The organism is Paenibacillus xylanexedens (assembly GCF_007676705.1).
GTDB classification, from domain to species: Bacteria; Bacillota; Bacilli; order Paenibacillales; family Paenibacillaceae; genus Paenibacillus; species Paenibacillus xylanexedens_C.
On record NZ_VEBF01000006.1, the window covers coordinates 94724 to 120386 of the forward strand.

Here is a 25663-nt window from a genome sequence, read left to right on the forward strand (position 1 = left end):
GGAATCAGCAATAAGCGACTATAGAAATGAGGGGACAACACATGAAAACAAACAAGAGCATCCGCGCAGGTCTCACCCTAATGATGATCCTGACGGTGCTGATGCTGGGAGCTTGTTCAGCCAATAATACAACAACGACAACAGATACTAGAACGAAAGTCGGTATTGTTCTTACGGAGGTTGGCCTGGGCGATCGCTCCTTTAATGATGCTGCTTTTGATGGACTGGTTCAGGCCAGAGACGAGAAAAGTATTGTCTTTGACTATCGCGAACCGGGCGAGAATGGATCTGCTGAAGCTGCATTTGAGGAATTTGCGGTGGCCAAATTCGACCTGATTATCGGCCTGAGTGATACGGTCCAAGCGGATATGGAGAAGGTTGCAGCCAAATATCCTGACCAGCAGTTCCTCATGATTGACAGTAAGTCCGAGTTATCCAATATTGCTTCCATCTCATTCCGGGCGGAAGAAGGAAGTTATCTGGCAGGCGTTATTGCCGCTATGGCTTCAACAGAAGATCGTGTCGGTTTCTTGGGTGGCATGGAGATCCCCGTCCTTCGCAATTTCGAGCAGGGTTTTGAGCAAGGTGTCCTCGCTGTCAAGCCGAATGCAATAGTGGATGTCGTCTACGCAGGAGACTTTGGTAATGCCGATCTGGGTGAACAGCTCGCTGCACAGATGATTCAGGAAAAGGGCGCTGACGTGATCTACGTAGCTGCCGGTCTCACAGGCGTGGGCGCACTGACGGAGATTCAGAAATTAGGGAAATACGCCATTGGCGTAGATACGGATCAGTTCTTTTTAGCGGAAAAAGCCATTCTGACGTCCATGCTGAAAAATGTGGATGTATCCATCTATAATGCCGTTAACTCGTTTATTCAAAACAATCATTCCTTCCCTCAAAAGGAAATCGTGGAGGGGCTGGCAGAGAACGCCGTAGGTCTGACTGCTCTACATAATATTACGCTTAGTGATGAACAACAGAAAACCTTCGATGATCTGAAAAAGCAGATCTCTTCCGGTCAAATCACAATTACGCTTGATCAATAACCCATCGGATTCGAGGAGGTACGCATATGAAACTACAGGGAAAACTGATACTTAATGCTCTGATCTCGCTACTTCTATGCCTTGCGCTGGTAGCCTATATCATCATGGAATTGCTCGGTATGAATGCCAAAAATCAAAATCTGGTCCCTGCCATGCTTAAGGTTAGTGAACTGAATGCCAATCAGATTCAAACCCAGCAGGCACTGGATGTTTATTCGTTCTCCATGACAGCAGGAAATCAGGATGCCGTACTCCGCTTGCTGGATGAAGGACAATCGATGATCCAGGAGCTTACAGACGGATTACTGGAAACGGATCAGCAGTTGCAGCTTATTCAGTCCATCCAGACGAAACTACAAGCTCTGAACCAGGGAGCCACCGAAGCGATGACCGAAATGAACAGTGCAGAAGCCAAGCGTTACAGCACACGGGTTCGGGGCATACAGAACGATATCTATTCGTTGGATGAAATAACGCGAGATCGATATGATCAATATACCGTCGATTTGGAGCGTGACATCCAGCAAACGTGGCAAGTCGCTCTCGGCGGAGCCATCGTACTGCTCGTCGCCGTGATGTTGTTCAATATGTATACTTCACGCCAGATCGCCCGGCGTATTCGTACACTCAAAGACGCGGCGGGACAGATTGCGGATGGTGACCTTACCCTGCAATTACCGGAAGCTCGGGGCAAAGATGAACTCGATGACCTGAGCCATTCATTCCGTATCATGACTCATAATATCCGCAGCATTATTCAATCGATCGGTGCAGCAGGTCATCGTGTCGATCTGATGGCGCAAGACATTGACCGTGGGAATGATACGTCTCAAGCGATTGTGCAGCAAGTATCCCGTACAACCGAGGAACTGGCGGTTGGCAGTCAGAAGATTGCCGAGGACCTGAGTGAAACGGTCATCGTTGTGGACAAGATGCAATCTACCTTCAATAGTAATCTGAAGGCTACATCCCAATCCGTGATCGATGGTCGTGAAGTATTAAATACCGTTGAAGAAGGTAATAAGGCCGTTGCGGAACAACTCCGCCTGGCTGAAGTGAATCGTCTGGCGATGTCCGAGGTAGAGCAAACGGTCCGGGAACTGGAAGACAGCGCGGTTCGAATCACCACGATGACTGCATATGTATCGGAGATTGCCAAGCAGACGACCATGCTCTCGTTAAATGCCTCCATTGAGGCGGCCCGTGCCGGAGAAGCCGGGCGCGGCTTCGCTGTCGTAGCTGGAGAGGTGAACAAGCTCGCCGAACAGTCTGCGCAATCGGTCAAGCATATCTATGCGGCAGTTGGCGAGATTACAACCTCCATGGACAAGGTGAAGAACTCTGTAGCGCAGAGCATGCAGCTATTCAGCGAACAGGAACAAGCTACAGGCCAGACCCGGGAATCCTTCTCCGCCATTCGTGAAAGTGTAGAGCGCATTAGCACTGGCATCCACCAGCTTGCGGAGGACATGCGGCATTCGAACGAGCTCAGCACACAGGTACAGCAGGCCATCGAAAATATCAGTGCCATCACTGAGCAGTCGGCCGCCAGCAGTGAAGAGATTACAGCCTCCACGGCAGAGCAACAACGGTCCTTCACCGATGCGAGTGTTAAGGTCAAGTCACTGCGTGATATCAGTGCAGAGATGCATCAGGAACTGCTTCGATTCCGGCTATAGGCAGGATGCTTGAGAATTTTCGGGCCGGACGTAGTTGGGATGTAGTTTAGATGCAGGTTAGATACTGGTTATAGGTGAGCCAAGATCAGGCAGCATGAACATACAACAAATAAAGGGGAGCCTCCATCATGAATCATGACAGGGCTCCCCTTTTCAGTAACTAATCGTTGTTTCATCTAACCATTGTTCCCAAGACACGCGCCAGTCGGTAACCAGACACGAAAGTTGATAACAAGGCATCAGCGTTTCAGATCCAAACGTTCAACGAACTGAGCAAACCTTATTGGGCCACTAATTGCAGATTATAGAATCTAACGAATCTCAGGCACTCTATTCCCTAATTTAGTCCGGTTTTTCAGCTGTATACTCTGAAATAACACAGAAATAACGTGGATGAGGTTCGTTAGCTTTTGCTCCTCCATGTAAACCATGGCATAAGGTGTGTCAGGTTCGTTAGAGCACTGACGAGCTTGTCCCACACCTGCCCGTCCTCATAGTGCGTCGATAATGTCTCCAGCCAGCAGGGATGATGGATCGCCTCGTAGCAGGGCTGCTCGTTCGGCAGCCTGTCCATGGAGATATACGCCGAACGCGGCGGCTTGCTCCGCGCTGAGCCCTTGGGCAAGCAGACCGGCGATGATGCCGGTCAATACGTCTCCGGCGCCGCCAGTCGCCATGCCGGCGTGTCCGGTGGTGTTGATATACGCCTCGCCGGATGGCGTTGCGATGACCGTTCGTGCTCCTTTGAGCACAAGGGTCACGCCCTGCTCGCGGGCGTATCGTGCAGCGTGTCCAATCCGGTCACGCTGCACCTCCGGGGTCGACATGCCCAGCAGTCGGCCCATCTCGCCAGGGTGCGGCGTCAGGATCGTCGCCGCACTTCGCTGGCCCCAGTCGCGAGGCCCATGTGGGCCAGCGTCTGCCAGCATGTTGAGGGCGTCCGCGTCGATGACGAGCGGACGATCCGTTTGTTGCCACAGACGGCGGAGCCAGTCTGTGTCGCCCTGGAAGCGGCCGAGGCCCGGGCCGGTCGCGAGCACGTCGCGGCTCTCCGCGAGACGCAGCACGACGTCCGCGGAAGCCGCGTTCCATTCGCCGCTGTCGCCATCGGCGGCGGCAGCGAGCATGAGCTCGGGCACGGTGCCGATGACATGCGGCAGCAGTGCCGCGGGCAGCGCCCATGTGGCGAGCCCGCAGCCTGCGCGCAGCGCGGCCTTGGCCGAGAGCAGGCCTGCGCCGCTCATCGGCAGACTTCCTGCGGCCAGCAACACGTGGCCGTAGGTGCCCTTGTGGCCGTCCGGTGCCCGGAGACGGCCTGTATCCACGCGCAGCGCACCGCGCAGCACCTCGTCCGTCAGCAGACGGACCGAGGGGCCATGCTCCGGCGCAAGGCGCGCGGGAATGCCGATGGCGCGCACCACGATGCGCCCCGCGGCAGAAGCGCCCGGGTACTGCACAAGCCCGCGCTTAAGCAGCGCGAGGCATACAGTCACCCGGGCTTGAATGCAGGGCTCGTACACCTCTCCGGTGTCGGCGTCCAGCCCGCTCGGCACATCGGCGGACACGACCGGCTTGCCGCTGTCGTTCGCCGCCTCGATCAGCGCCGCGTAAGCTCCTCGCGGCGCCCCCTGCGAGCCGGTGCCCAGCAGCGCATCCACGATGCCTGTGCACCGGCTGAAGTCCACGGCTTCGCGCCCGTGGACAAGGGCAGGGATGCCGAGCTGCGCAGCGGCATCCCGTTGCACAGCGGCTTCGCCCCGCAGTGCCTCAGGGGCATCGGCGTAGACCAATGTCACGCCAAGCCCCGCTTCAACCAAATGGCGCGCCGCCACCAGTCCGTCGCCGCCATTATTACCCTTGCCGATCAGCATGTACCACTGCTGATCTCCAGGGCGCTCCATCACCAGCGCCGGATCGGCGATGATGTCGCCACCATAACCGTGCCGATCGCCGGGCCCGGTGTGTGCCCGCCGCGCATCTGTCTTGCTGCTATAGCCAAGGTGCCCTGAATCCGCAAGCCAGCCTTCTTCCTGCTCTTCCCGGCACAGCTTGATCACTTCCTCAGCAATGGCTCGTCCTGCATTCTCCATCAGACTCGCAGCAGGAATACCCAACTTTTGAATGGTATACTCGTCTACAGCCCTCATCTGTTCAGCGGTTACGATAAACAACGTTCATCCCTCCCCATGACATGGTCATCCTACAAACAACAAATTGCACTTAAACTCTGCATCCTATATTTTTATCGCTATCTTTCCCTCTACCTCATCCAGTTACCACGATCCGTAACTTCTCCAAGCCTGCTACGCTTAATAACCGACCGTAAACCGCGATTGAATAAACTGTGGGTCGTCCAGTTCGTCCACCAAAGCGGCTGCAAAATCGCCAACGGAAATGGAGCTCTCCCCGATATCATCCGTAATCACCCGGTTCATGCCAACCCGGAACTGGCCTGTCCGCCGTCCTGTTGTGATCGTTGCAGCAGGACTCATATACGTCCAGTGGATATCCGATGCTTCAATCAGATCGTATGCTGCTGCATGAGCTTTCGCCAGAGGCTTGACTTCCTCCGGGAATCCCGGCGTATCCATCAGCATATCACCGGAATCAGTCAGCAAGCTTCCTGCTCCACCAACCACAACCAGACGTCCTGCTTTTGCACGGCGCACACCTTCAATTAATGAGCGTGTGACTTCCAGCATTTCTTCTTCTTCTCCAAACTTCGGTCCATACGCACTCACTACCACTTCTTGTCCTGCTGCAAAATCAGCCACCTGATCCGGGTTAATCAGATCTCCCTGTTCTACACGCAAACGTTCATGTACCATCTCAATCTTCGACGGATCACGCACTACCGCAGTCACTTCATGACCACGATCCATCAACTCCCACAGTATCGTCTTGCCAATCGCTCCGGTTGCTCCAAAAATTGCAACTTTCATATTAAATCCCTCTTTTCTGTAAATATCATCTCGTCAACTTACCGTTATTTTAATACTTAATCCTATTGTTATATACCTTAAACGGCTCACGCCATCTTAAACCGGATGTGAACAACTTGTAAACCTATCTCTTACAGCTTATATGTAGAAAAATAATCTTTACTTCAACTAGCGGAAGAAGCAACGACACTCTTAAGTATCCCCTCTCTCCGCCAGCACTCAACACGAATCATGAAAAAAGCCGCTAAATGCGGCTATACTAAGATAATTTCATACGACATAAAGTCTATTCTTATCTCAAAATTTCAGTTTCCGTTCCGCTAGGTAGTCGGTCCTTCTTCTCCTTGCCTCCACCACATGCCCTCCGATTTCGGGCTGGTGTATTCAAATCCAAATTGAGCATACAGGCGATCAGCCGGAACATCCGCCAGCAGACTGACCAGACCACGGGCAGGTACTGCTTCACGCAGATAATTCATAATCTCGCTCATGATCAGTTTTCCATACCCCATTCCCTGAACATCCGGGTGTACAGCAATATCGACGATCTGAAAGAAACAACCGCCATCTCCAATCACTCGCCCCATGCCTACCAGCATATCTTCTTCACGCAGACATACGGCAAACAGACTATTCGGTAGCCCAATCTCAGCCCCCTCTCTGCTCATTGGACTAAGGCCGGCAATCTGCCGCAAGGCCAGATACTCCACTGCTGCGGGTGGTGTGTGTTCAATATTCACATGATCCATGAATTGTGCCCCTTTCTGCTTGAATTCATCTACTTCCTGTGTAATAGTGAGAGAAAGCTTACGTGAAGCGTGTTTCATGATACGTGAAGTTGGTGCAAAGGAGGAAAAAGTGTGTTTCAACGTTGGATTGAAGATCTAACATCGCGTCCAGGCGCTGTGGCCGTGCTATTTGGAATCATAGCACTGCTTCTGGGGATATACATATGGTCTGCCACTGAAGTTCGCCGTAGCCACGAAAGGCGAATGAGAAGGATACGAGATACATTATACATAAGTACAGCCCTCTTGGGACAACTTACCATCCAGGAAAATCGGAAATATGAACAGTCGGAACATGAACATAACGATCTGATAACGGCAATGTTAGCCTGCAAAGCTGCATCTTACCTTTCCCCTCAACTACAGGATCAGATCCGTGACTGTATCAAGGAACATGACCCTGCCAAACTCGGACTCATGCACAGAGCACTGGAACGAGAATGCACCGTATTATCGGATGAACTCAGCCGGGATACACAAGCAGACCATTGGGGCACAGCAATCTGGACGATCCTTCGGCCCATAGCCGAACCAGCAGCAGTAGCAGCCACAGGGTTTCTGGTCGCAGATCTGGTATTTCGTCAGCGGATGTTGGCCGTCCCTGTGGACTCATGGGACAGCATCTTGCCATGGATTCGCGCGGTCTCCCTGATGATCACCATTATGTTTGGTTATCTGCTCTGGGCCAGCCCACGTCAGGATACATCGGGTACAATCACCAAAACGCTCTCTTTGCTAATTGCGCTATGCTCCTTGCTCCATCTGATTGGACTTGTTGCCGCCCCCTATGCCCTTGGACTACAACTGATTTTATTCACCACAGGTTTCGGACTGACCGGAACACGCTCTCGCAGTGATCGTCCATATGCAGGGCATACCGAACTGGAACCAGCGAAGGAAGTCTCTACGGAGATTGAAGTGAATACACGTCGTAAACCTGGTACCAACACCGGCGAATAACTTACGCATCCAGCCCATCACCATCTTCGAGTGAATTTTCAACATCTAGATTCTGCATGTCTCTTACCACGTAAAAAAGGGCTGAAACTACATTGTAGTTTCAGCCCTTTTCTATGATCTTTTCTTGCGAAGAGTGATCGGAAGGTTATTCTGTCATCGAAGTGCCGATAATTACTTCACTTATTTGGCTACAACATGTGCAATGACACGACCGTTTTCGTACGTGACAGTCACGTCATAACCATCTGCAGTTACACTGTCGAACTCACCTGTAATTCCATTAGCCGTGATTAACGTAATATCTTTGGAACCTTCGATCTTATAGTTGGACAAGTCCAGATTCAGACTTCCTCCATCAATATAGAGCTTTCTGCCAACATTCAGTTGACTATTGTCATCAGCCACAACCAATTCCAACGTACCCTTATCCATGGTAAAGTTTCTGTTCAAGTTGAGTGCTCCATCCACATCCACGACAACTGTTCCGTTTTCTACATACAGATCACCTGTACCAAAAGCAGTCGCTGATTCAGCTACCAGTGTTCCGGCTTGCAGCAAGGTTCCGCCTGTGTAGCTATTGTTGCCTGTCAGTGTCAGTGATCCTGTTCCCTTTTTCGTGAGCATACCACTGCCGGTAATGTTATTTCTCCACCAGTCTTGTGCATTGAAGCGCCCTTTGGAAGCGTCCATATCCACAGTTACATTGTTCAAGAATGCACCGTATCCATCCGCAGCCGTGACCAGATCAATTCTACCCCAGCCCTTGGATTCATCCAGTACAGGATATCCAGAGTCAATGGATGTTGTATACAATACTTCCCTGCGTTGCTCATCTGTTAAATAAGGTTGGCGTGTTTCTAACAGAGCCTCTGCTCCTTGCGGTACAACTGGAGCCAAACCTTTGGTTCCTGTTTGTGGCAGACCGTAAGTCATCTTTTCTCTATAGAAGGCTTTATTGGCATCATGATCTTCCCATTTGTGCTCATCATAAGCACTCTTGAACGTGTAATCCTCTGTTACGGTGTGTGCATACTCATACAGACTCATATTTTTTTCCTTGGCTGCAGCTCCAAATACTTCTCCTGCATTTTCATAGCCTTTCTCTAACACTTCTCTGTTCTCAGCCTGATTAAGTGCATATGCGGCCATGGCTGTGGATTGTATTCTTCCTCCTATAACATCAAGCGGTGAGTGCATCCCTGCTACAATTCGATTCTCACCCATCTGAGCTGCTCTCGTTAAGAATTCAGAGAATCGTTCTGGCGTAGCGTATGCCAAAGGAAATACGGATAAGTAAGCTGCACTTGTATGTCCACTCGGATATCCGCCGTCTTTTCCTCTTCCATCCTCAGCAATTCGTTTGACATAGCTTAATGCAGGAATAATCTTCACGTTTGTTTCATATTGCTGGTAATGTTTTTCTCCTGTTGATTTGGTGCCGCCTGAAGCCAAAGGTTCTTCCTTTTTCTCACCTTCGCCCAAGGTTTCCCATACAGGCAATCCTTTGCTGTCAACAACTTCTTTCACTTCTCCATTGGAATTCATTCTCCACGGTCTAGGGGAAGAGTAGAAATATTTAGATGGATTAGAGGAGGCAGGAATTTTGAATCGCACCAGATCAACTAAATTGATCAAGTCTGCAAGCTCCGTAGTTTCATCCCAATCTCCAATGCCTTGGCTTTCATCTTCCACTGTTTCTTCGGTCAATACCACATTCATCTCTTCCACACTGCGTTCAACATTGGTTTTTGGCTTGATATGTTTTACATACGTGTTAGCCAACGGACCAAAAGCTTCCATCATGCTATAGATCTTATCTCTTTGGTCATCGTAGTAGGCTGCCAAAGCCTCTTCACCCGTGCGGTTTTGCGTGACATCTTCTACATATTTGATATTGGCTTCCCAAGTCGCTTTATTCCGGATCTCTGCATTCGCAAATGTTTTATGATCCGCAACTGCTACTGTTGGATCATTCTTAAAACCGTCATAATATGGGGTCGGTCCATCTCCATACTTTGCATTCTTCCCGTCAGCTCCAATTTTAGTTGCCGCTGTTCCATCTCTCCAATCCGCTTGGTTCATGGACCACACTTGATCAAAACCGTCCAAAATATCAATAAACGGATTAGTGTCCGGAATATTTTTCAAGGTGTCGTCTCCAGCATTGGCTCCATGCTTCACGGCGGACAACCGAGCTTCATCTGCTGGGGGATTAATATTCAGTACGGTTGCCGTTCCTTTTGGCTTAGCTGGTTTGGCAGCTGTCGTAGAATCCGTTTCTACAGCCTTAACGAGCGCAGACACTGCTTCTGCACGAGTAATGGAATTAAGCGGTTTGAAGCTTCCATCTGCATAGCCGGCGATAATTTTCGCTGCTGCCGCTCCACCTACAGCTCCCTTGCTCCACGCCGCAATAGACGATGAATCACTAAACACATTCGCAGCTGTTTCATTTAATTCCAAATTCAAAATGCCAGCGATCACTTTAGCAGCTTCCTGACGTGTGATCGGATCTTGCGGCTTCATTGTGCCATCGGTGTACCCATCTATATATCCATTCGCGTTTGCTATAGAAACTGCTTCGTAATACCATGCACTCTCAGACACATCGTTAAAGGTAATTTTAGCTTGTCCTGAATATCCAAAGGCACCGTTTACCAAGTTCATAAATTCTGCTCTGGTGATATACGTGTTCGGTTTAAATGAACGATCCAGGTAGCCTCGAATTAATCCTTCATCACCCCATGCTTGAATATTTGCTTCGGCCCAGTGTCCCTTAATATCAGAGAACTGAATCTTCTGATCGGCTGCAAAACTTTTCTCTGCAAACGTCGGACCTACCATAGACAACATTAGAAGTAGTGCCAGTGACTTTTTAAGTGGTTTTCTCATGGCTTGCAAATACACGCTCCCATTATAGTAAATTAATTTTTTGCTTCTGCGTCAGCAAATGAGTAAGAAAGTCTCTATCCAGATGTCTGATCTGCCGTTACTGTAGCATTAGGGGGCGTTTGGTATCTATAGAACAAATTCCGTTTTATATCAAAATCGTACGTTCTGGAGCTTTTATGCCAAGAAAAATGGAGGGGATACTATATTCGTCAATTAGAATATCTTTTTTTGTAAACGTTTCATTAACTGAAAGTAAATTATTCAGGTTAAGTTTGTTAAATTTCGGTCAACATGATTTCTAGTCCTCGGCCTACTATATAATGATGAAGTTGTTTAGATACGAGAAGTGAAGGGGGAAAAAAGATGCGTAAGCCATTACAGTCTGTGAGATCCAGGATGGTTTTTTCCTATCTCGCTGTTGTCCTTGTCATCTCGCTTCTTTTCGGTTCCATTTTATATCTCTTCTTCTCCCATCAATACAGCAAAGAAATCCGAATCAATAATCAGCTCTCGCTGAAAAATACCGTCAATTATATTGAAAGCTCCGTCATCCAGAAGGTAAATCAGGTCTATCTTTCTCTGGCTTTGGGCAGCTCTGTCAGTATTGATTTAGATAACATCAAAGGAAACCATGGCAAGATTCTGGACATCGAACAGTTACTTCAAAATAAGGTGCAAAATTATTCCGACCTCATTGAAGCCATTCATGTGTACGATGCGAAGAACCATTGGATGATTTCATCTGTATATGGGCTGTTGCTCTATGAGGATACGCCTTCGCGTGCGGATCATACCACGGATTGGATTGTTGCGATGAAAGAAACTGAAGAAAGCTCCTTATGGATGCAGACTCGCATGGTGCCTCAAGATGCGTATATCGAATCGCCTGAGCAGACCAACGTGAATCCTTTGATTTCCTATGTCCACAGCTACCCGTTTCAATCTTCTGGACAAGACAGTAAGGTCATGATTGCCATTGATATCAAAGAATCAGCGATCAGTCAGATCATTAAAAATATGATTCCTTCTGACTATGATAGTACATTAATCGTAGATCAGGACGGGACCGTCATTTCTGCCGCAGACAAATCCTTGCTAGGTAGCTCCACGGAGGAGAATTTATCTCAGTCGTTGCTCTCCATTCATTCTTCAGATGAGAGCTTCACGCCTGTATTTAACCATGGCTCTTATGTCGTGTCCCAGGATCAATTCAAAGGAAATGGATGGCGGATATACACCACCACACCCAATAAAAGTTTCTATAATAAATTGGATAGTTTGAAAGAAATCTCGATTCTTCTTTGCTTGTTAGCTATCGCGGTGGGGATTGCGATGTCGTCCATCTTTACGACCGCCAATTATAGTCCTCTAAAGCGAATCCTGAATAATATCAAGAGCCGGATGGATAGCCCCACCAGCCTCAAACAGGATGAATATCGCTTCATTGATACGGCAATTAACAGCCTGTCCAACAAAGTGGATAGTCTGGAGGAAACACTGCAAGCCAATCACAAAATGATTAAGCATAGCATCATGCTCAATATGTTAAATAATCGATTCACACCCGAGGAACTTACGGAGCAATTGCAATCTATTCACATTTCAATGGCCTACTCTCGCTTCCGCTGCATCGTCATTGACCCCGTCAATGAGAAGTGGAAGGATCTGCAGCCACGACAGTTGCAGCATACGTTGTATACGATGATCCAGCAACTGGAGATCGCAGAAATGGACGGAACTCAACTGCTGGCAGAGGAATTGCAGGATCACAAAATAGCAGTAATCATCTGTACCAACCAACCCGAAGAACCTCTCTCTGATCACATTGTGGACTTTATTCACACTGAGGCAAGAAACAGGTTCGGTCTGGATTTTGCATTATCACTGGGCGGATGGGTAGAGCATTTCACGAAGATCCACACCAGCTATCATCAGGCGAATACCTTGATTCGATACAGCTATTTCTTTCCCGATCAATCTGCCATTCAGGATCTTGATCTTCTGAACAGGGAAACCAGCAGCTTGGAAATTCCGGACACATACCTCGTAAACTTTGAGAAAAAATTGCAGACTCGTGATGTGCACGGCACAGTTCAGGCCATTCAGGAGTTGGTCGCGACGATAAAGGAAGGCATGTATTCAGCTGAATACAGTCGAATCATATTATTAAAAACGGTCTCCATTTACTCTGAGTGTATCAGTCAGGTGCGTTGGCAGCCCACCGAGGCCAGCTCATTGAATTTGTACAAGCAATTTTCATTGTTCTATAATATCAACCGCTATTCGGAATGGATGATCCATCTCGTGACCGAGTTTGTGATGCATATGGAGAAGCGAAGCGAGGTACGGAGTGTAGATACCATCTCGGCGGTCAAAGCCTATATTCACGAGAACTTATCGGGCGATCTCACGCTGGATCATGTCTCAGAACAAGTATTCATCAGCCCTAAATATCTCAGCAAACTTTTCAAGGAAGAAACCGGGATTGTCTATTCGGAATATGTTACCAACCAGAGGATGGAACGCGCAAGAGAACTCATGACACAACGCGAAATTACGGTTGAGCAGGTAGCAAATACGGTCGGTTACCGTACCCCTGCTTATTTCATTAAGAAGTTCAAAGAAATTCACGGCTGTACACCGAAAAACTTCATGCGCAGTCTAATGGAACAGGGATCTATATAGGTTCAGTTTAACATTTACACAATAACGGAGAGGACAGAAAGAACCTGAAGAAGCGAAGCGTTCGCCTAAAAGCTTTCTGAAAGAAAGCTGCTTCGGAAGCATACGCTATTCCCGGATTTCCCCCTTTAGAAAGGGATCAAAAGAAATCTGGGAATAACAGCGATCGGAAGGTTGTTCTGTCATTGGAGTGTCCGTGTAAATACTCTTTAATTGAACTTATATAGAATTTAAAATTAAAGAAAGGAGCTGCTATGAACCTCAACCTTTTAAAAAAACTATATCTATTGTTTGCTACATCTATTCTTATTGGATTGATGAGCGGTTGTACCGTTCTAAACAAAGAAACAGCACAAGTGCAACAGCAGGAACATTCAGCAAGCTCTGAGAAGGATACAGCTCCTCAATATACGATTTCCTGGACCATGCATCAAAATATCCCCGTTCCTGAGGACGCTGAGATGATTGCCTATATTGAGGATCAGTTTGATGTCAATCTGGAGGTGTGGAACCTTGAGAACAAGCGCTATGAAGAGCTGATGGAACTGGAGCTGGTTCAAGGGAAGATACCGGATCTGTTCCGGATCAGGCAGCCACATGATCTGCTCAAGTATCAGATGCAAGGGGTATTAGCGGAAATCTCCCCGGATGTCCTCGAACAATATGCGCCAAATATTGTGCAACGAATCCGCGATTATGATTCACGTTACTTGGAGTACGGAAAAATAAACGGCGGCTTATATGGCATTCCGGTCATCAATCAGACTAATATCTATCGAACCCCTGTCGTATACCGAGAGGACTGGCTTAAGCAGCTTGGTCTGGACGTGCCAAAGACATTAGATGAATTCGAAACGGTTATGTATGCTTTTGCCAAAGATGATCCGGACGGAAATGGTAAACAGGATACGTATGGCCTATCCAAAGAGGGCTTGAACGTTGTATTTGGCGCTTTTGGACAGTCCATTTTTACTGAGCAGCTGTACTTTAATGAAAAAAACAACCAACTCGTAATCGGCGCTTTGGAGCCTGAGATGAAAAAGGCCCTGACTTATATGCAAAAGTGGTATCGGGACGGGATTATCGACCCTGAGTTTATCACCGGCGAGAATAAGGGCGGCTATAAACATCTATCCCATGCTTTTATTAATGGCAAAATTGGGATGACCTCGATGGGCAACTACTATCATTGGAATCAAGCGGGAGATTACAGTATCCCCAACGATAATGGCCAAGAAACCCCAGTGAAAGCCTCGTTCAATGTGAATGAGCTGCTACAGAAGAACGCAGCTGCAGAGATTGTATTTGGTTCTCCTGTTATTGGTCCGGATGGACATAGCGGTTCTAAAGGAAATAATCTGCTGATGAATTTTATTGCTATTGGAGCTGAGGCTGCGAACGAACCGGGGAAACTGGAGAAAATTCTGGAGATACTGGATTATGTAAGTGCCAACCCCGATCCGGCCGAGCAGATCAAAATGGAGTATGGCATTCCAGGAAAGCACTGGGACTGGAGCGCTGAACCTTCAAGATCGTTTCATTTACTTCCTCCATATAGCAGTATGGAGAATTACACCAATATGATTGGCTCAAGTATCGGCATGACGGTTCCTGGTACGCCTTCGGACAAACGTGAACAGTGGGCTGCATCTGCAGGATTAACGGAGCATGGTATCTATAATCGCCTGGAGGTTGCAACCCCTGCTCTGATTCAGTATTCAGCTGAGTTGATTCGCATGAGAGACAGAGCGTACATCTCCATCATCACTGGCGATCAGCCTGTGGGGTATTTCGATACCTTTGTGGAAGAATTCATGGATGCAGGTGGGCAACAGATGCTACTTGAAGCGAATGACTGGTATAAGGAGAATTTGGAGACAAATCCTGCCCAATAGGCGGGACGTATTGGAAGCCACGTCACTCTCTATCCCTTCGCACTCGCATTGGATCCGCGCAGGGATCGGGGTGAAGCGCTTCGTGCAGTGCTGCCGGATTTGGAGGTGCTGCCTGAGGGCGTATTTTCAAAACGCTTGCGCTCGGTCCGCTCCATCTGTACAATCTGACCTTCGTGTACCACGATGTGTAATGAACCAAACTCCATGTCATTCAGCTGTCCGGCAATTCGGTCCAACCATACCTCATCCACTTTTAACGGCTTAGCCATAGAGCCGCCTCCTCTTCTCGGGCTACTGCCCGCTATAGTCCTCGATGTGTTGTCATCCAACCGATTTATAATTCATTCTTATCCAACCTATATACTTGGTTTATACATTAGCAGGGCTTCCAGTAGCTGTCAATCTGTATTTTCTTCTTCTCATATTATGAAATTGATTCGCTTTGTATCACTTTTCTGAAACCGCTTTGTGTCCAAGCCAGCTCTTGAGCAGCAATGTGGCGAGAGCGAGAATAAGTAATAAGGACGCTACGGCAAACGAAGCCGAGAATTGATATTCGTTATACAAAATCTCCACATGCAGCGGCAGCGTATTCGTCTCCCCGCGGATATGTCCTGACACCACAGATACTGCTCCGAACTCGCCCATAGCACGGGCATTACACAGAATAATGCCGTACAGCAGCCCCCATTTGATGTTGGGCAAAGTCACACTCCAGAAGATTCGCCACCCGGAAGCACCCAGCGTAACCGCCGCTTCCTCTTCCCGGGTTCCCTGGTCCTCCATTAGTGGAATCAGCTCCCTCGCTACGAAGGGGAAGGTAATAAACAACGTTGCAATGACAATGCCTGGCAGCGCAAAAATGATTTTGATATCATGCTCGGACAGCCACGGCCCAAACCACCCATTCGAACCAAAGACCAATACAAAAATCATACCGCCCACCACAGGCGAGATCGAAAAAGGAAGATCAATCAGGGTGATCATGAGTCCCTTGCCCTTGAATTGAAACTTGGTAATGACCCAGGCAGCGGCCACACCAAATACCGTATTCAGCGGAACGGTAATCGCCGCAACCAATAACGTAAGCTTCAACGCTGACATGGCATCCGGTTCGGTAAGAGCCGCGATGTACACGCCCCAGCCCTGCTTCAGCGCCTCCATGAGCACGATTGCCAGCGGTAGAATTAGCAGCCATATCAATACCAGGCTTGCCAATCCGATTAACAACCATTTGACCCATGGAGCTTCCGTCGTTGCACGGTTCGTTCCACGGCCGGTCTTCACAGGTGGAACAGGGCTCAGTGGGATGGAACCCGCCATATGCTGCACCTCCTTTGGTTTGGGTGAGTGACATCTGTTTGTACCCTTATTCCATCTTGCTTCATCGTCATGCTCTGCCCGCCTTCCGGCTCCAACGCTGCAAGGAATTAATGATCAGCAAGAGGATGAAAGAGACCAGTAGCAGCAATAAAGCTACAGCTGTAGCGCCTGCATAATCGAACTGCTCCAGCTTGGCCATGATCAACAAGGGGGCAATCTCCGTTTTCATCGGCATATTGCCTGAGATAAATACAACGGAGCCATATTCGCCAATGCCCCGGGCAAAAGCCAGAGCAAATCCGGTCAGCAGCGGCGGAATCAGATCCGGCAGCAGAATCGTACGAAATATCCGCCATCTTCCTGCTCCAAGTGTGGCAGCCGCCTCTTCGACCTCTGCCTCCAGCTCCTCCAACACCGGTTGCACCGTGCGAACTACGAACGGAATTCCGATAAACATCAGCGCCAGCGTAATTCCGGCCTGCGAATAGGCCAACTTAATACCCAAAGGCTCTACAAACTGTCCAATCCAGCCATTGCCGGCATAGATCGCCGTAAGGGCAACCCCTGCTACTGCCGTTGGCAAGGCAAAGGGCAGATCAATGACTGCATCAAACAGCCTTTTGCCCGGGAATTCATACCGAACAAGCACCCATGCCAGGAGTAGTCCCAGCACGAGATCAATCAGGGCCGCTGCGCCTGCGGTCAGGAAGCTGACCTGGAAGGAAGCCAGCACCCTGGGGTTGGTCGCAACCTCAATCATGGTTGCCCACGTCAGCCCTGTGGAGTTAAACAACAGCGCAGCCAATGGAATAAGTACAACCAGGCTCAGGTAGAGTACACTGTAACCCATCGTTAATCCGAATCCCGGCAATGTGCGTCTCCGCGCCACCATCACCTTGCTCATGCACGTTCATCCTCTCTGCCTTCAGCCGGTAAGGCTGGTTGGCCGCTCACAGCGCGATTGATCAGGTGTTCATGGAACAGAGCAACCTTAGCTGCCTGGAACATAGATCTGGTCGAAGATACCACCATCATTGAAATGTTTGGCCTGGGTATCCCGCCATGTTCCAAATACATCATTCAATGTGAACAGTTCAAGCTCCGGGAACTGATCCTTGAATTTTTCCTCCACGCTATCCAGCGTTGGGCGGTAATAATTTTCAGCAGCAATCGTCTGTCCCTCTTCACTGTACAAATATTTCAGATAGGCATCCGCCACGTCGCGGCTTCCTTTTTTGTCTGCATTTTTGTCCACAATCGCTACCGGTGGTTCAGCCAAAATACTGACCGACGGCACAACAATATCGAATTTGTCCGGACCCAACTCTTTTACAGATAGGAAAGCTTCATTCTCCCAGGCAAGCAGCACATCACCGATCCCACGTTCAACAAACGTTGTCGTAGACCCGCGAGCACCCGAATCCAGTACAGGTGCATGCTTGAATAATTCTCCAACGAATTCCTTCGCCTTCTCTTCGTCATTGTTATTTTGCTTGAGGGCATATCCCCATGCCGCCAAATAGTTCCAACGTGCTCCGCCGGACGTTTTGGGGTTCGGGGTGATGACTTGCGTATCCCCTTTGATCAGATCATCCCAGTCCTTGATGCCTTTTGGATTGCCTTTACGTACAAGGAATACAATCGTAGAGGTATACGGCGCGCTGTTATGCTCGTATTTATCCTGCCAGCCTTCGTTAATCAGACCTTTATCTTCAATCGCATCAATGTCGTATCCCAATGCCAGCGTCACCACGTCCGCATCCAGTCCGTCAATGACAGAACGACTCTGTTTACCCGAGCCCCCGTGGGATTGCTTGATGGTCACTTCCTGGCCTTTCTCTTTCAACCAATGCGCCGCAAACGCTTTGTTATATTGCTCATAGAGTTCCCGCGTTGGATCATAGGAAACATTCAGCAGTTCGATAGCCTTGGCGCCTTCTGTGCCGCCTTCCGCTCCCCCTGATGTTCCTGCCGCACTGGACCCGCCGCTATCCGATCCGCATGCTGCCAGAACTCCTGTTAACACCAGTGCCAGACCAACCAGAATACCCTTGTGAATTCTCTTTTTCATTAAATAACACTCCCCCGATATAGATCTGCATGACTACCTCAGGCCGGCTGAACAGGATGTAACGCCCCATAAAAAAACAAGAAGACGGAGGAACCCCCGCGCACTTCTCCCCATAAAGTCATGCCGGCTTAAGGCCGTGCATGCTCCATCCGGAAAGGATGCGCTGCGGTGTTCCTCCGTCTATACGGTGAGAACGTTATTCTGTTCAGGTTGCATTGTTGCATGTGTCTGTAAAATGACCGCTCTCACAATGAAAACAGATTCATTTTTATTATTCCTACCTGTTTAGTATGTTATATACGTATAATAAAGGCAGTCTATATACCTGTCAAACGTTTTTTCCGATTTTTACCGGATTTCTGCACCATTGGCAAAAAAAAGAGGAACAACGGACCAACGTCCGTTGTCCCCTCAGCGATTCCCATCCTTCGCTGTCTAGTGTAAACATGGGCGGAATTGGACCGCCCCGCCTAGTCCATTCCTCATCTGCCCGCATACCGGATATTGGGTACCGGTGGTGTGCTCATGCCTTCTCCCAGATAGAAGCCAGTATGCGGCGGTTGATTGTAGGCTACATTTTGCCAAGCGACGCCAAGACGGTACACCGGATCATGCATCAGCGTGTAGATGCGTTTGTCCGTAACTGCTGTTGTGGTATAGATCCGCAGCGCTGAGCTGTCATTCGTCCGCCATACCACTTCTTCTCTCCAGTCCCCGAACAGATCGGCCTGCAGATTCGGCGTAGACTTGGTTCCGTTATTGGACGATACGCCGGATGCGGTGAGCAGGTTCACCGTTGTGCTGTTGGCATAGTTCCACTTGTCGATTCGGTTGCTGTCCAGCAGTTCACGGAGCAGATCCCCATCCCACCAGATGCCAAAATTCGTGGAGGACGGCAGGGTTGTTCCGAGTTTCTGCCCTTTGGCTGTGTACAGACTGCCGTCTGCCCATACTTCAGCGCCTTTATATCTTGGATCAATATCTGCCGCCATGCCGCGTCCAATATCCTTCGTTGTTTTGACTCCCCAGATTAACTGACCTGTACCTGCATCACGGAATTCCACTCCGGCATTGGATGGTGTCTCATGAACCTGAAATACCTCAAGTCCGGGGCGATCCGGGTCCAGATCACTCAGATGCATGGCATCGCCATGATGAAGTCCTGTCGTGTACAATCCTTTGCCGTTGTCATCCACCGCCATGGCACCATAGACGATCTCGTCTTTCCCATCCCCATCCACGTCCGCCACGCTCAGATTATGATTGCCCTGCCCAGCATAACCCGAATTGCCGGATGTATTGGAATCAAATGTCCATTGTTTGGTCAGCTGTCCATTCCTCCAGTTATAAGCCACGAGCACACTGCGCGTATAATACCCGCGAGCCATGACCAGACTTGGCCGCTCCCCATCAAGATAAGCAATGGCGGCAAGGAATCGGTCCACCCTATTGCCGTAGTTATCTCCCCAGTCGGACACATTGCCGCGTGCCGGTTCATAGTTCACTGTGGAGAGCGCTTTGCCAGTCTGCCCATTGAATACCGTCAGGAATTCGGGGCCAGACAACACATAACCGCTGGAATTGCGGTAATCCTTGCTTGCATCCCCGATGACCACGCCAGTGCCATCCTTGGTGCCATCGGCCGTTTTCATCGCGACCTCGGCTTTGCCGTCACCGTCGAGATCGTAGACCATGAACTGGGTGTAGTGAGCACCCGCGCGAATATTTTTGCCCAGACTAATCCGCCAGAGGCGTGTTCCGTTTAATTTGTAGGCATCGATAAAGACTTCCCCCGTATAACCGCTCTGAGAGTTATCCTTGGCGTTGGAGGGGTCCCACTTCACGATCAATTCATACTCACCATCACCATCCAGGTCACCTGCACTGGCATCATTGGCACTGTAGGTGTAGGCTACTCCATCGGGCGTTGTACCACCAGCGGGTACACTGAGCGGTACAGACAGATAGTTGTTGCCCCATACGCTCGCTGCCGCTGAAGCAGCCTGCTCCGTTCCACTGACTACAGCGCGAACCGTGTATTTGGAGCTGCTTGTCCCGCTTGCATCCTGAAGGTTGGTGCTGTTCGTTATGGGTGATGCGTTCACCTTGGTTCCATCCCGATAGACATTAAACGATACATTCGAACCTTCCGTACCCAAGAGTCGCCAACTGACAAACACACCTGTCCCGGTCTTTACAGCAACCACACCTCGATCCAGAAATTCCATCTGCCTTGCACCCGCTGCATGCGTTACTGGCGTGTTGCCCAGGCCAAGCGAAGTAACCAACAACGCGGAACTCAACAACGATACTCCGGCTGTACGTAATGTGCGCTTCCACAGTGATGATCGATTTCCCATAAACAATTGCCTCCCCAATTGTATTGGTAAGCCCGATGCCTTTTTAGCGCCATCTCTTATGTAAGCGCTTTAATATATTCATTTTAAATTAAACATATAATTCCATCTATAGGTCTAATTTAGTAATTAATGATTAGCACATAAAAAAGCCGAAGGATTTCTCCCTCGGCTCTAACTAACGTATATCATTTAAAACAAGATTGTATTGGTGCATATTTCCATTTCGACTGTTTAGCCTCCACCCCATCCATGTCCCATCAGCACTATAATCTCAGGATTTATGATGATGGAACTACATAGAAATAGAAGTAACGACCATTTTTTCTGCATTGATCCGATGCACCTCACTTGTAAGAGATTTGAATTTCTGTTTTGCAACTGAATCGGCCTGATCCCTGTATTGCTCAAACAAGGTCATACACGTGATGATATTCCGATCACTATTTATTTTAACTGAAAAATGCAAACCTTCCAAAATTAGATTGATTGCATCATGACGATGTTTTGTAAGATTATATACTCCTAAATCACTTAAAAACTGTGCGTAACTCTCACCCATAATTGAATGATTATACTCCCCGAATTCAGTCTTGTATCTACGTAGGGGGATATGATCAGAGAAGCGATCCAAAATGTGATCAATGTTAACGCCAAATTTATTTGCAGCTTGGACTATATATCGAAGGGCGATGAAAATTTCGTCTTTACGTCCCTCAATATAGTCTACATAATCGGGAATGACTTCAACTTCGCCAGACATTAAACGATAGAGATACGTATTAGCCACAGCCCACTCTTCAAACTGCTTCAATATACGACGGGATTCTTCATCATCCTCTTTCACCCATCTTTGTCCGTCAGCATATAATTTCACAAAGTCGAGTGCTCGGACATAGTCCCTGTGTTCCTCATATACAGTGGATTGAATTAACCAGGAGTACAATATATAAAAGTATATTGGTCGCTCTGTTCGTTTCAGCTCCTGATCCTTACGTTTCCGATTTTTAGATGCCTCATACTGTATTTGGGCTATATGAAGCATTTTGTTGGCAAGTTCGTTAACCTTGTTCCACTTATGCGCTGAGCCGAAAGAATGAATCAAATGTTTCAGCGCATCCAGTTGATACGACTCATCCAGTCGATCCACATAGGGCTCGAACAAGATAGCCATCCTTAGATTTTCCTCCAGGTTCTCACCTTGTCCAATTAAAAACATGCGATACTGACACATGGCAAGCCGTTCGGAATGCTGATATTTCTCAACCTCACTCACACTCTTATATAACAATGCCGCGGCAGACCACTGATTTCGTTCAAATAATTGTTCTGCCATCTCAAATAGTTCTGTCGCATAATCCAAGTCGTCCAGTAGCCGATGAAGAATCTGCTCAATGCAGTCCAGCCGATTCAGTTCGGCACTTCGGAGAATGAACGGTCTGATCCGCCGCATGGATACAGAATAAGCGAAACATTCTTCCACATAGTCGGCAAAAAAATGATCCGCTGCCACACCCATTCCTGATGAGATCGCTATTAGCTGGCTCACGGATATGGGACGATTCCCATGTAAAATACGACTAATTGTGCCTGTATTAATGCCAGATACTTCCGAGAATCGGGAGAGCGTCATGCTGTTCTTATCAATAAACTGGGTTAATTGCTCCCGAATTGAATTTGCAGGTTCCAAGGAAAGCACCACCCTTCGTGCAGCATCCAGATTTTAGGTTTCATCACCATATATTCTGATCATAATGAACGTTCGAACGATGGTCAATAAAAAAATGTGATAATTGCCACTATTTTCAAGTTAATGATATAAAAAGACTAAAAAAAAGCTGTAAAACCATGCGTTCCCCATGATTTCACAGCTTATAGATCACTTTTCAGATGTAATATTCTACTTACACTTCTCACTTCACCGTATTACAACTCATACCACAGGCGCAATACATACCGGACGAGGCAGTTCCAGCTTGAACCCGTTATGCGTCAGACGTCCGTCTTCTTCACTGATCTGGAAACCTACGAGGTTATTGCTGTCCTGGTTCGCCACCACCAGAATGCCACCTGGAAGCAGGTTGAAGTTACGCGGTGTCTGCCCAATCGTGGACGTCCATTCCACGGCTTCCAACTTACCGCTCTCCTGATCAATATGATAGAGCACGATGCTGTCAACTCCCCGATTCGATGCATACAGGAAACGACCACATGGAGATACACGGATGTCTGCAGCCGTACCCTCTCCTTTATGCCCTTCTGGAAGTGTCGAGATGTGCTGCAACGTAGTGAACTCACCTCTGCGCTCATCGTAAAGGAATGCGGTAACCGTGTTGTCCAACTCATTGATTACATAAGCCCACTTGGAGTTGGGATGGAACACAAGATGCCTTGGACCAGCCCCTGGCGGCTGATTCGTCTCACGATGCGTGACCAGACGTCCTTCTTCCAAGCGATACACAATAATCTGATCCAGACCGAGGTCACATACGACAGCATATTGTCCGGACGGATCTGGCTGGATGGAGTGTGCATGCGGCCCTTCCTGGCGTTCTTCGTTGGTTCCACTTCCCGTGTGCTCCACCCATGCACTCATCTCTCCGAGCGTCCCTTGATCGCCTACCGGGAATACATTGACACTGCCGCTGCTATAGTTGGATGTGAATACCCATTGACCATCCTTCGAGACAGACACATAACATGGGGAAGCCCCTCTGGTCTGCTTTCGATCCATCAGGTGCAGTTCACTCGTTGCCGCATCTCTCCGATAGACCAACACCTCTCCCTCGTCCGTCTCACTCGCCACATATAGACAGTTTCCATCGGGGCATAGCGCCAGATAAGAAGGATTGCTCACACCCTCCATGTGATTCACGATTCGCATCTCTCCTGTATCCGCATTCAACGCACATAGGAATATGCCTGGTTCTTCCGATGAAGCATACGTACCTGTATAGAAAAACGTTTCCTGAGTTGCGACTGGTTCCATATCTAATCTCTCCCTTATCCTGTATATTCATTGGTCTGATTCTTCCCACTGGTATGTACTTACCCAATTCACGGGCAACTGCTTCACTTCCTGTAACGTGGCTTTCTAAATTAGATCATAATCGGTGAGCGCTCTCTCATTCTGTCATTGACTCCCTTATTCCCTCTCACCATAATACAGAGTATGAGACCTAACAACAGACCACCCATACTTCGTAAATCAGACGGATTTCGTATGCAAAAACTCATTGTGCTTCCGGACCCGCTGCTGCAAGAAGCCGCAGCTTATCCCGTCACGTCCGGGTTATACGTTACGGATATCGGTTACTTTCACGAAGCAGAACATCATTACCGTGACCGTCCCGATGGTTGTGAATCACATATTCTGATGTACTGTGCCCAAGGCACAGGCTGGTATACGATAGATGGCGGCAGAACATATGAAGTCCGCCCGGGAAACCTCATCATATTGCCTGCACATGTTCCTCATATATATGGTGCCAACGCAGCTGAACCATGGAGCATCTTCTGGATTCATCTACGCGGGGAACATGCTTTATCCTACATAGAACCATTGCTAACCCATCATATTTCTAGTATGCCACCAGCCAAGGCTCAGAAATGGCTTGAGCTTTTCCATGAATGTTACGGCGCGTTAGAGACGGGTTACTCCATACAGACGATGACTTATGCCTCCCAGATTATTGGTTATATGCTCGGCATGCTCGCTTATGGGCCAGAAGCGACAGGAACAGATGGCGGGGTCGTCAGTAGCAAACGTGCGGCTGAACAATCTGTCCAGTATATGCTGGAGCATCTGGAGAACGGAATCACCCTCAAGGAACTGGCGGCACACGCGCGGCTGTCTGTCCCTCATTACTCGCAGTTGTTCAAGCAAGCTACCGGGCATTCGCCCATCGATTATTTTCTGCGGCTCAAGATCCAGCATTCCTGCCGCTATCTGGATTTTACCGATTGGACCGTGAAGCAGATCAGTTCCGAGCTTGGTTTCAAGGACCCCTACTACTTCTCCCGTCTGTTCAGCAAAATGATGGGACGTTCACCCACGGATTATCGAAATAAATCCAAAGGTTAGAGGCCATGACTTCACTTAACCCTTTCTGAATGATCATGAATTCAGTTGGAAAATTGCAGCAACCTTTTGTACAGAAAGGTCGTCTATAGGGACAAATAACTTTTATATAAAGGGATTATCCCTGGAAAAGTGAGGCGGACCTATCATGAAAAAAAATATGATTGCTACATTAACTGCGGGAGCTCTGCTCACGCTCTCTCTAAGTGCAGGACCAATGAACGCGGCGCCGGCCCAATTTACGGATATTCAAGGCGTGGCAGGAGCGAATAAAATCGAATCTCTTCATCAGGATGGATTCATCAAAGGCGTGAGCGACAGCTTGTTCAAGCCTGAACAGGAGTTGAATACCGCTCAGGGCATCCAATTGATTGCCGACGGACTGAATCTGAATCTGGACACCATTCGTTTTATCAAACAGCCGCTGCCAAGTGACCACTTCGCCAATGTAAAAGATGGCGTATGGTACAGTGATGCATTTATCCGCGCTCAATATAATGGAATTCAGATGTCACAGGATATTGATCCGTCCAAAGCGCTCACTCGTGAACAGTACACCCTGTTCCTGATGCAAGGCATTGAAGCCAAAGGCGGTCTGCCGATGATTAATATCAAACCTGTGGACATTACCGACGAACAGGAACTTACGCCGGAGTATCAAGGTGCCGTTCAGCGCTCTCTGGTTCTCAAAATCAATGCACTGGATGCCGACGGCAACTTCAATCCCAAACAAACGATTACTCGTGCCGAAGCAGCCGTTATGATGTATAACGCAATCGAGTATCTGGAATCTTTCCATGCACCGCAAATCCCGGAAACACCTGAGAAGTAACATTTCTATGAAAAAGCTGCCTCTTCGGTAGAACCCTCATATGCCAAACAGCCGCATCTTCCTTTAACAGGAATTTGCGGCTGTCTGTATTATACCTATACCACTGATGGAA

Annotated in this window: 18 protein-coding genes; 7 read left to right on the plus strand and 11 right to left on the minus strand. The window is 48.5% G+C overall.

Translation table 11 applies throughout. The features are described from left to right. Positions 1–41 precede the first annotated feature (41 nt). Both FS628_RS24635 and FS628_RS24640 read left to right on the plus strand, forming a co-directional pair. On the plus strand, positions 42–1049 hold the full coding sequence (locus FS628_RS24635) for a BMP family lipoprotein (protein ID WP_145325611.1): 1008 nt from the start codon (positions 42–44) through the stop codon (positions 1047–1049). A gap of 26 nt (positions 1050–1075) precedes the next feature. Further along, entirely contained in the window at positions 1076–2728 is a 1653-nt protein-coding gene (locus FS628_RS24640) for a methyl-accepting chemotaxis protein (RefSeq protein WP_145325612.1), read from the plus strand. A gap of 491 nt (positions 2729–3219) precedes the next feature. Here FS628_RS24640 and FS628_RS24645 read toward each other — a convergent pair whose 3' ends face one another. From FS628_RS24645 to FS628_RS24655, 3 genes are all read right to left on the minus strand, one after another. After that, positions 3220–4899 carry an NAD(P)H-hydrate dehydratase gene (locus tag FS628_RS24645; RefSeq protein WP_145325613.1) on the minus strand — a complete coding sequence of 560 codons (1680 nt, stop codon included), beginning with the start codon at positions 4897–4899 and terminating at the stop codon, positions 3220–3222. A gap of 138 nt (positions 4900–5037) precedes the next feature. Further along, positions 5038–5670 carry an NAD(P)-dependent oxidoreductase gene (locus FS628_RS24650; RefSeq protein WP_145325614.1) on the minus strand — a complete coding sequence of 211 codons (633 nt, stop codon included), beginning with the start codon at positions 5668–5670 and terminating at the stop codon, positions 5038–5040. Positions 5671–5990: 320 nt separating this feature from the next. After that, positions 5991–6419, minus strand: coding sequence for a GNAT family N-acetyltransferase (locus FS628_RS24655; RefSeq protein WP_145325615.1), 429 nt, complete (start codon positions 6417–6419; stop codon positions 5991–5993). Positions 6420–6530: 111 nt separating this feature from the next. Here FS628_RS24655 and FS628_RS24660 point away from each other — a divergent pair, with 111 nt between their 5' ends. Next, positions 6531–7418, plus strand: coding sequence for a hypothetical protein (locus FS628_RS24660; RefSeq protein WP_145325616.1), 888 nt, complete (start codon positions 6531–6533; stop codon positions 7416–7418). Between the two features lie 180 nt (positions 7419–7598). On the opposite strand, the gene FS628_RS24665 is transcribed toward FS628_RS24660, so the two are convergent. Beyond that, positions 7599–10310: an S-layer homology domain-containing protein gene (locus tag FS628_RS24665; RefSeq protein WP_186327966.1), complete on the minus strand. Its 2712-nt coding sequence runs from the start codon at positions 10308–10310 to the stop codon at positions 7599–7601. A gap of 363 nt (positions 10311–10673) precedes the next feature. On the opposite strand from FS628_RS24665, the gene FS628_RS24670 reads away from it, so the two are divergent. Further along, positions 10674–12995, plus strand: a complete 2322-nt coding sequence (locus FS628_RS24670; protein WP_145325618.1) for an AraC family transcriptional regulator — start codon at positions 10674–10676, stop codon at positions 12993–12995. A 284-nt stretch (positions 12996–13279) separates the two neighbouring features. Next, on the plus strand, positions 13280–14887 hold the full coding sequence (locus FS628_RS24675) for an extracellular solute-binding protein (RefSeq protein WP_313958629.1): 1608 nt from the start codon (positions 13280–13282) through the stop codon (positions 14885–14887). A gap of 29 nt (positions 14888–14916) precedes the next feature. Here the strand turns inward: FS628_RS24675 and FS628_RS24680 are convergent, their stop codons facing one another. From FS628_RS24680 to FS628_RS24710, 7 genes are all read right to left on the minus strand, one after another. Next, positions 14917–15156 (minus strand): YezD family protein, encoded by a 240-nt coding sequence (locus FS628_RS24680; RefSeq protein ID WP_145325619.1) that lies wholly within the window; start codon positions 15154–15156, stop codon positions 14917–14919. Between the two features lie 178 nt (positions 15157–15334). Continuing rightward, complete coding sequence (gene cysW / locus FS628_RS24685) at positions 15335–16210, minus strand: sulfate ABC transporter permease subunit CysW (RefSeq protein ID WP_145325620.1); 876 nt, start codon at positions 16208–16210, stop codon at positions 15335–15337. Positions 16211–16277: 67 nt separating this feature from the next. Further along, positions 16278–17114, minus strand: coding sequence for a sulfate ABC transporter permease subunit CysT (gene cysT / locus FS628_RS24690; protein ID WP_145325621.1), 837 nt, complete (start codon positions 17112–17114; stop codon positions 16278–16280). Positions 17115–17201: 87 nt separating this feature from the next. Then, entirely contained in the window at positions 17202–18281 is a 1080-nt protein-coding gene (locus tag FS628_RS24695) for a sulfate ABC transporter substrate-binding protein (protein ID WP_145325622.1), read from the minus strand. 482 nt (positions 18282–18763) lie between these two features. Next, entirely contained in the window at positions 18764–20641 is a 1878-nt protein-coding gene (locus tag FS628_RS24700) for a rhamnogalacturonan lyase (protein ID WP_145325623.1), read from the minus strand. 292 nt (positions 20642–20933) lie between these two features. Continuing rightward, the gene (locus FS628_RS24705) at positions 20934–22328 is read right to left on the minus strand and encodes a helix-turn-helix domain-containing protein (protein WP_260871178.1); all 1395 of its coding nucleotides are present in this window, start codon (positions 22326–22328) and stop codon (positions 20934–20936) included. 243 nt (positions 22329–22571) lie between these two features. Beyond that, positions 22572–23627 carry a lactonase family protein gene (locus FS628_RS24710; protein WP_145325624.1) on the minus strand — a complete coding sequence of 352 codons (1056 nt, stop codon included), beginning with the start codon at positions 23625–23627 and terminating at the stop codon, positions 22572–22574. A 234-nt stretch (positions 23628–23861) separates the two neighbouring features. On the opposite strand from FS628_RS24710, the gene FS628_RS24715 reads away from it, so the two are divergent. Continuing rightward, positions 23862–24722: an AraC family transcriptional regulator gene (locus FS628_RS24715; protein WP_186327955.1), complete on the plus strand. Its 861-nt coding sequence runs from the start codon at positions 23862–23864 to the stop codon at positions 24720–24722. Positions 24723–24867: 145 nt separating this feature from the next. Then, complete coding sequence (locus FS628_RS24720; RefSeq protein WP_145325626.1) at positions 24868–25551, plus strand: S-layer homology domain-containing protein; 684 nt, start codon at positions 24868–24870, stop codon at positions 25549–25551. The last annotated feature ends 112 nt before the right edge of the window (positions 25552–25663 follow it).

What these genes read in the sequence shown, in the direction of transcription:
- FS628_RS24635 (WP_145325611.1), top strand. Translation starts at nt 42, where the DNA reads ATGAAAACAAACAAGAGCATCCGCGCAGGTCTCACCCTAATGATGATC.
- FS628_RS24640 (WP_145325612.1), top strand. Translation starts at nt 1,076, where the DNA reads ATGAAACTACAGGGAAAACTGATACTTAATGCTCTGATCTCGCTACTT.
- FS628_RS24650 (WP_145325614.1), bottom strand. Translation starts at nt 5,670, where the DNA reads ATGAAAGTTGCAATTTTTGGAGCAACCGGAGCGATTGGCAAGACGATA.
- FS628_RS24655 (WP_145325615.1), bottom strand. Translation starts at nt 6,419, where the DNA reads ATGGATCATGTGAATATTGAACACACACCACCCGCAGCAGTGGAGTAT.
- FS628_RS24665 (WP_186327966.1), bottom strand. Translation starts at nt 10,310, where the DNA reads ATGAGAAAACCACTTAAAAAGTCACTGGCACTACTTCTAATGTTGTCT.
- FS628_RS24670 (WP_145325618.1), top strand. Translation starts at nt 10,674, where the DNA reads ATGCGTAAGCCATTACAGTCTGTGAGATCCAGGATGGTTTTTTCCTAT.
- FS628_RS24680 (WP_145325619.1), bottom strand. Translation starts at nt 15,156, where the DNA reads ATGGCTAAGCCGTTAAAAGTGGATGAGGTATGGTTGGACCGAATTGCC.
- cysW (WP_145325620.1), bottom strand. Translation starts at nt 16,210, where the DNA reads ATGGCGGGTTCCATCCCACTGAGCCCTGTTCCACCTGTGAAGACCGGC.
- cysT (WP_145325621.1), bottom strand. Translation starts at nt 17,114, where the DNA reads ATGAGCAAGGTGATGGTGGCGCGGAGACGCACATTGCCGGGATTCGGA.
- FS628_RS24695 (WP_145325622.1), bottom strand. Translation starts at nt 18,281, where the DNA reads ATGAAAAAGAGAATTCACAAGGGTATTCTGGTTGGTCTGGCACTGGTG.
- FS628_RS24700 (WP_145325623.1), bottom strand. Translation starts at nt 20,641, where the DNA reads ATGGGAAATCGATCATCACTGTGGAAGCGCACATTACGTACAGCCGGA.
- FS628_RS24710 (WP_145325624.1), bottom strand. Translation starts at nt 23,627, where the DNA reads ATGGAACCAGTCGCAACTCAGGAAACGTTTTTCTATACAGGTACGTAT.
- FS628_RS24715 (WP_186327955.1), top strand. Translation starts at nt 23,862, where the DNA reads ATGCAAAAACTCATTGTGCTTCCGGACCCGCTGCTGCAAGAAGCCGCA.
- FS628_RS24720 (WP_145325626.1), top strand. Translation starts at nt 24,868, where the DNA reads ATGAAAAAAAATATGATTGCTACATTAACTGCGGGAGCTCTGCTCACG.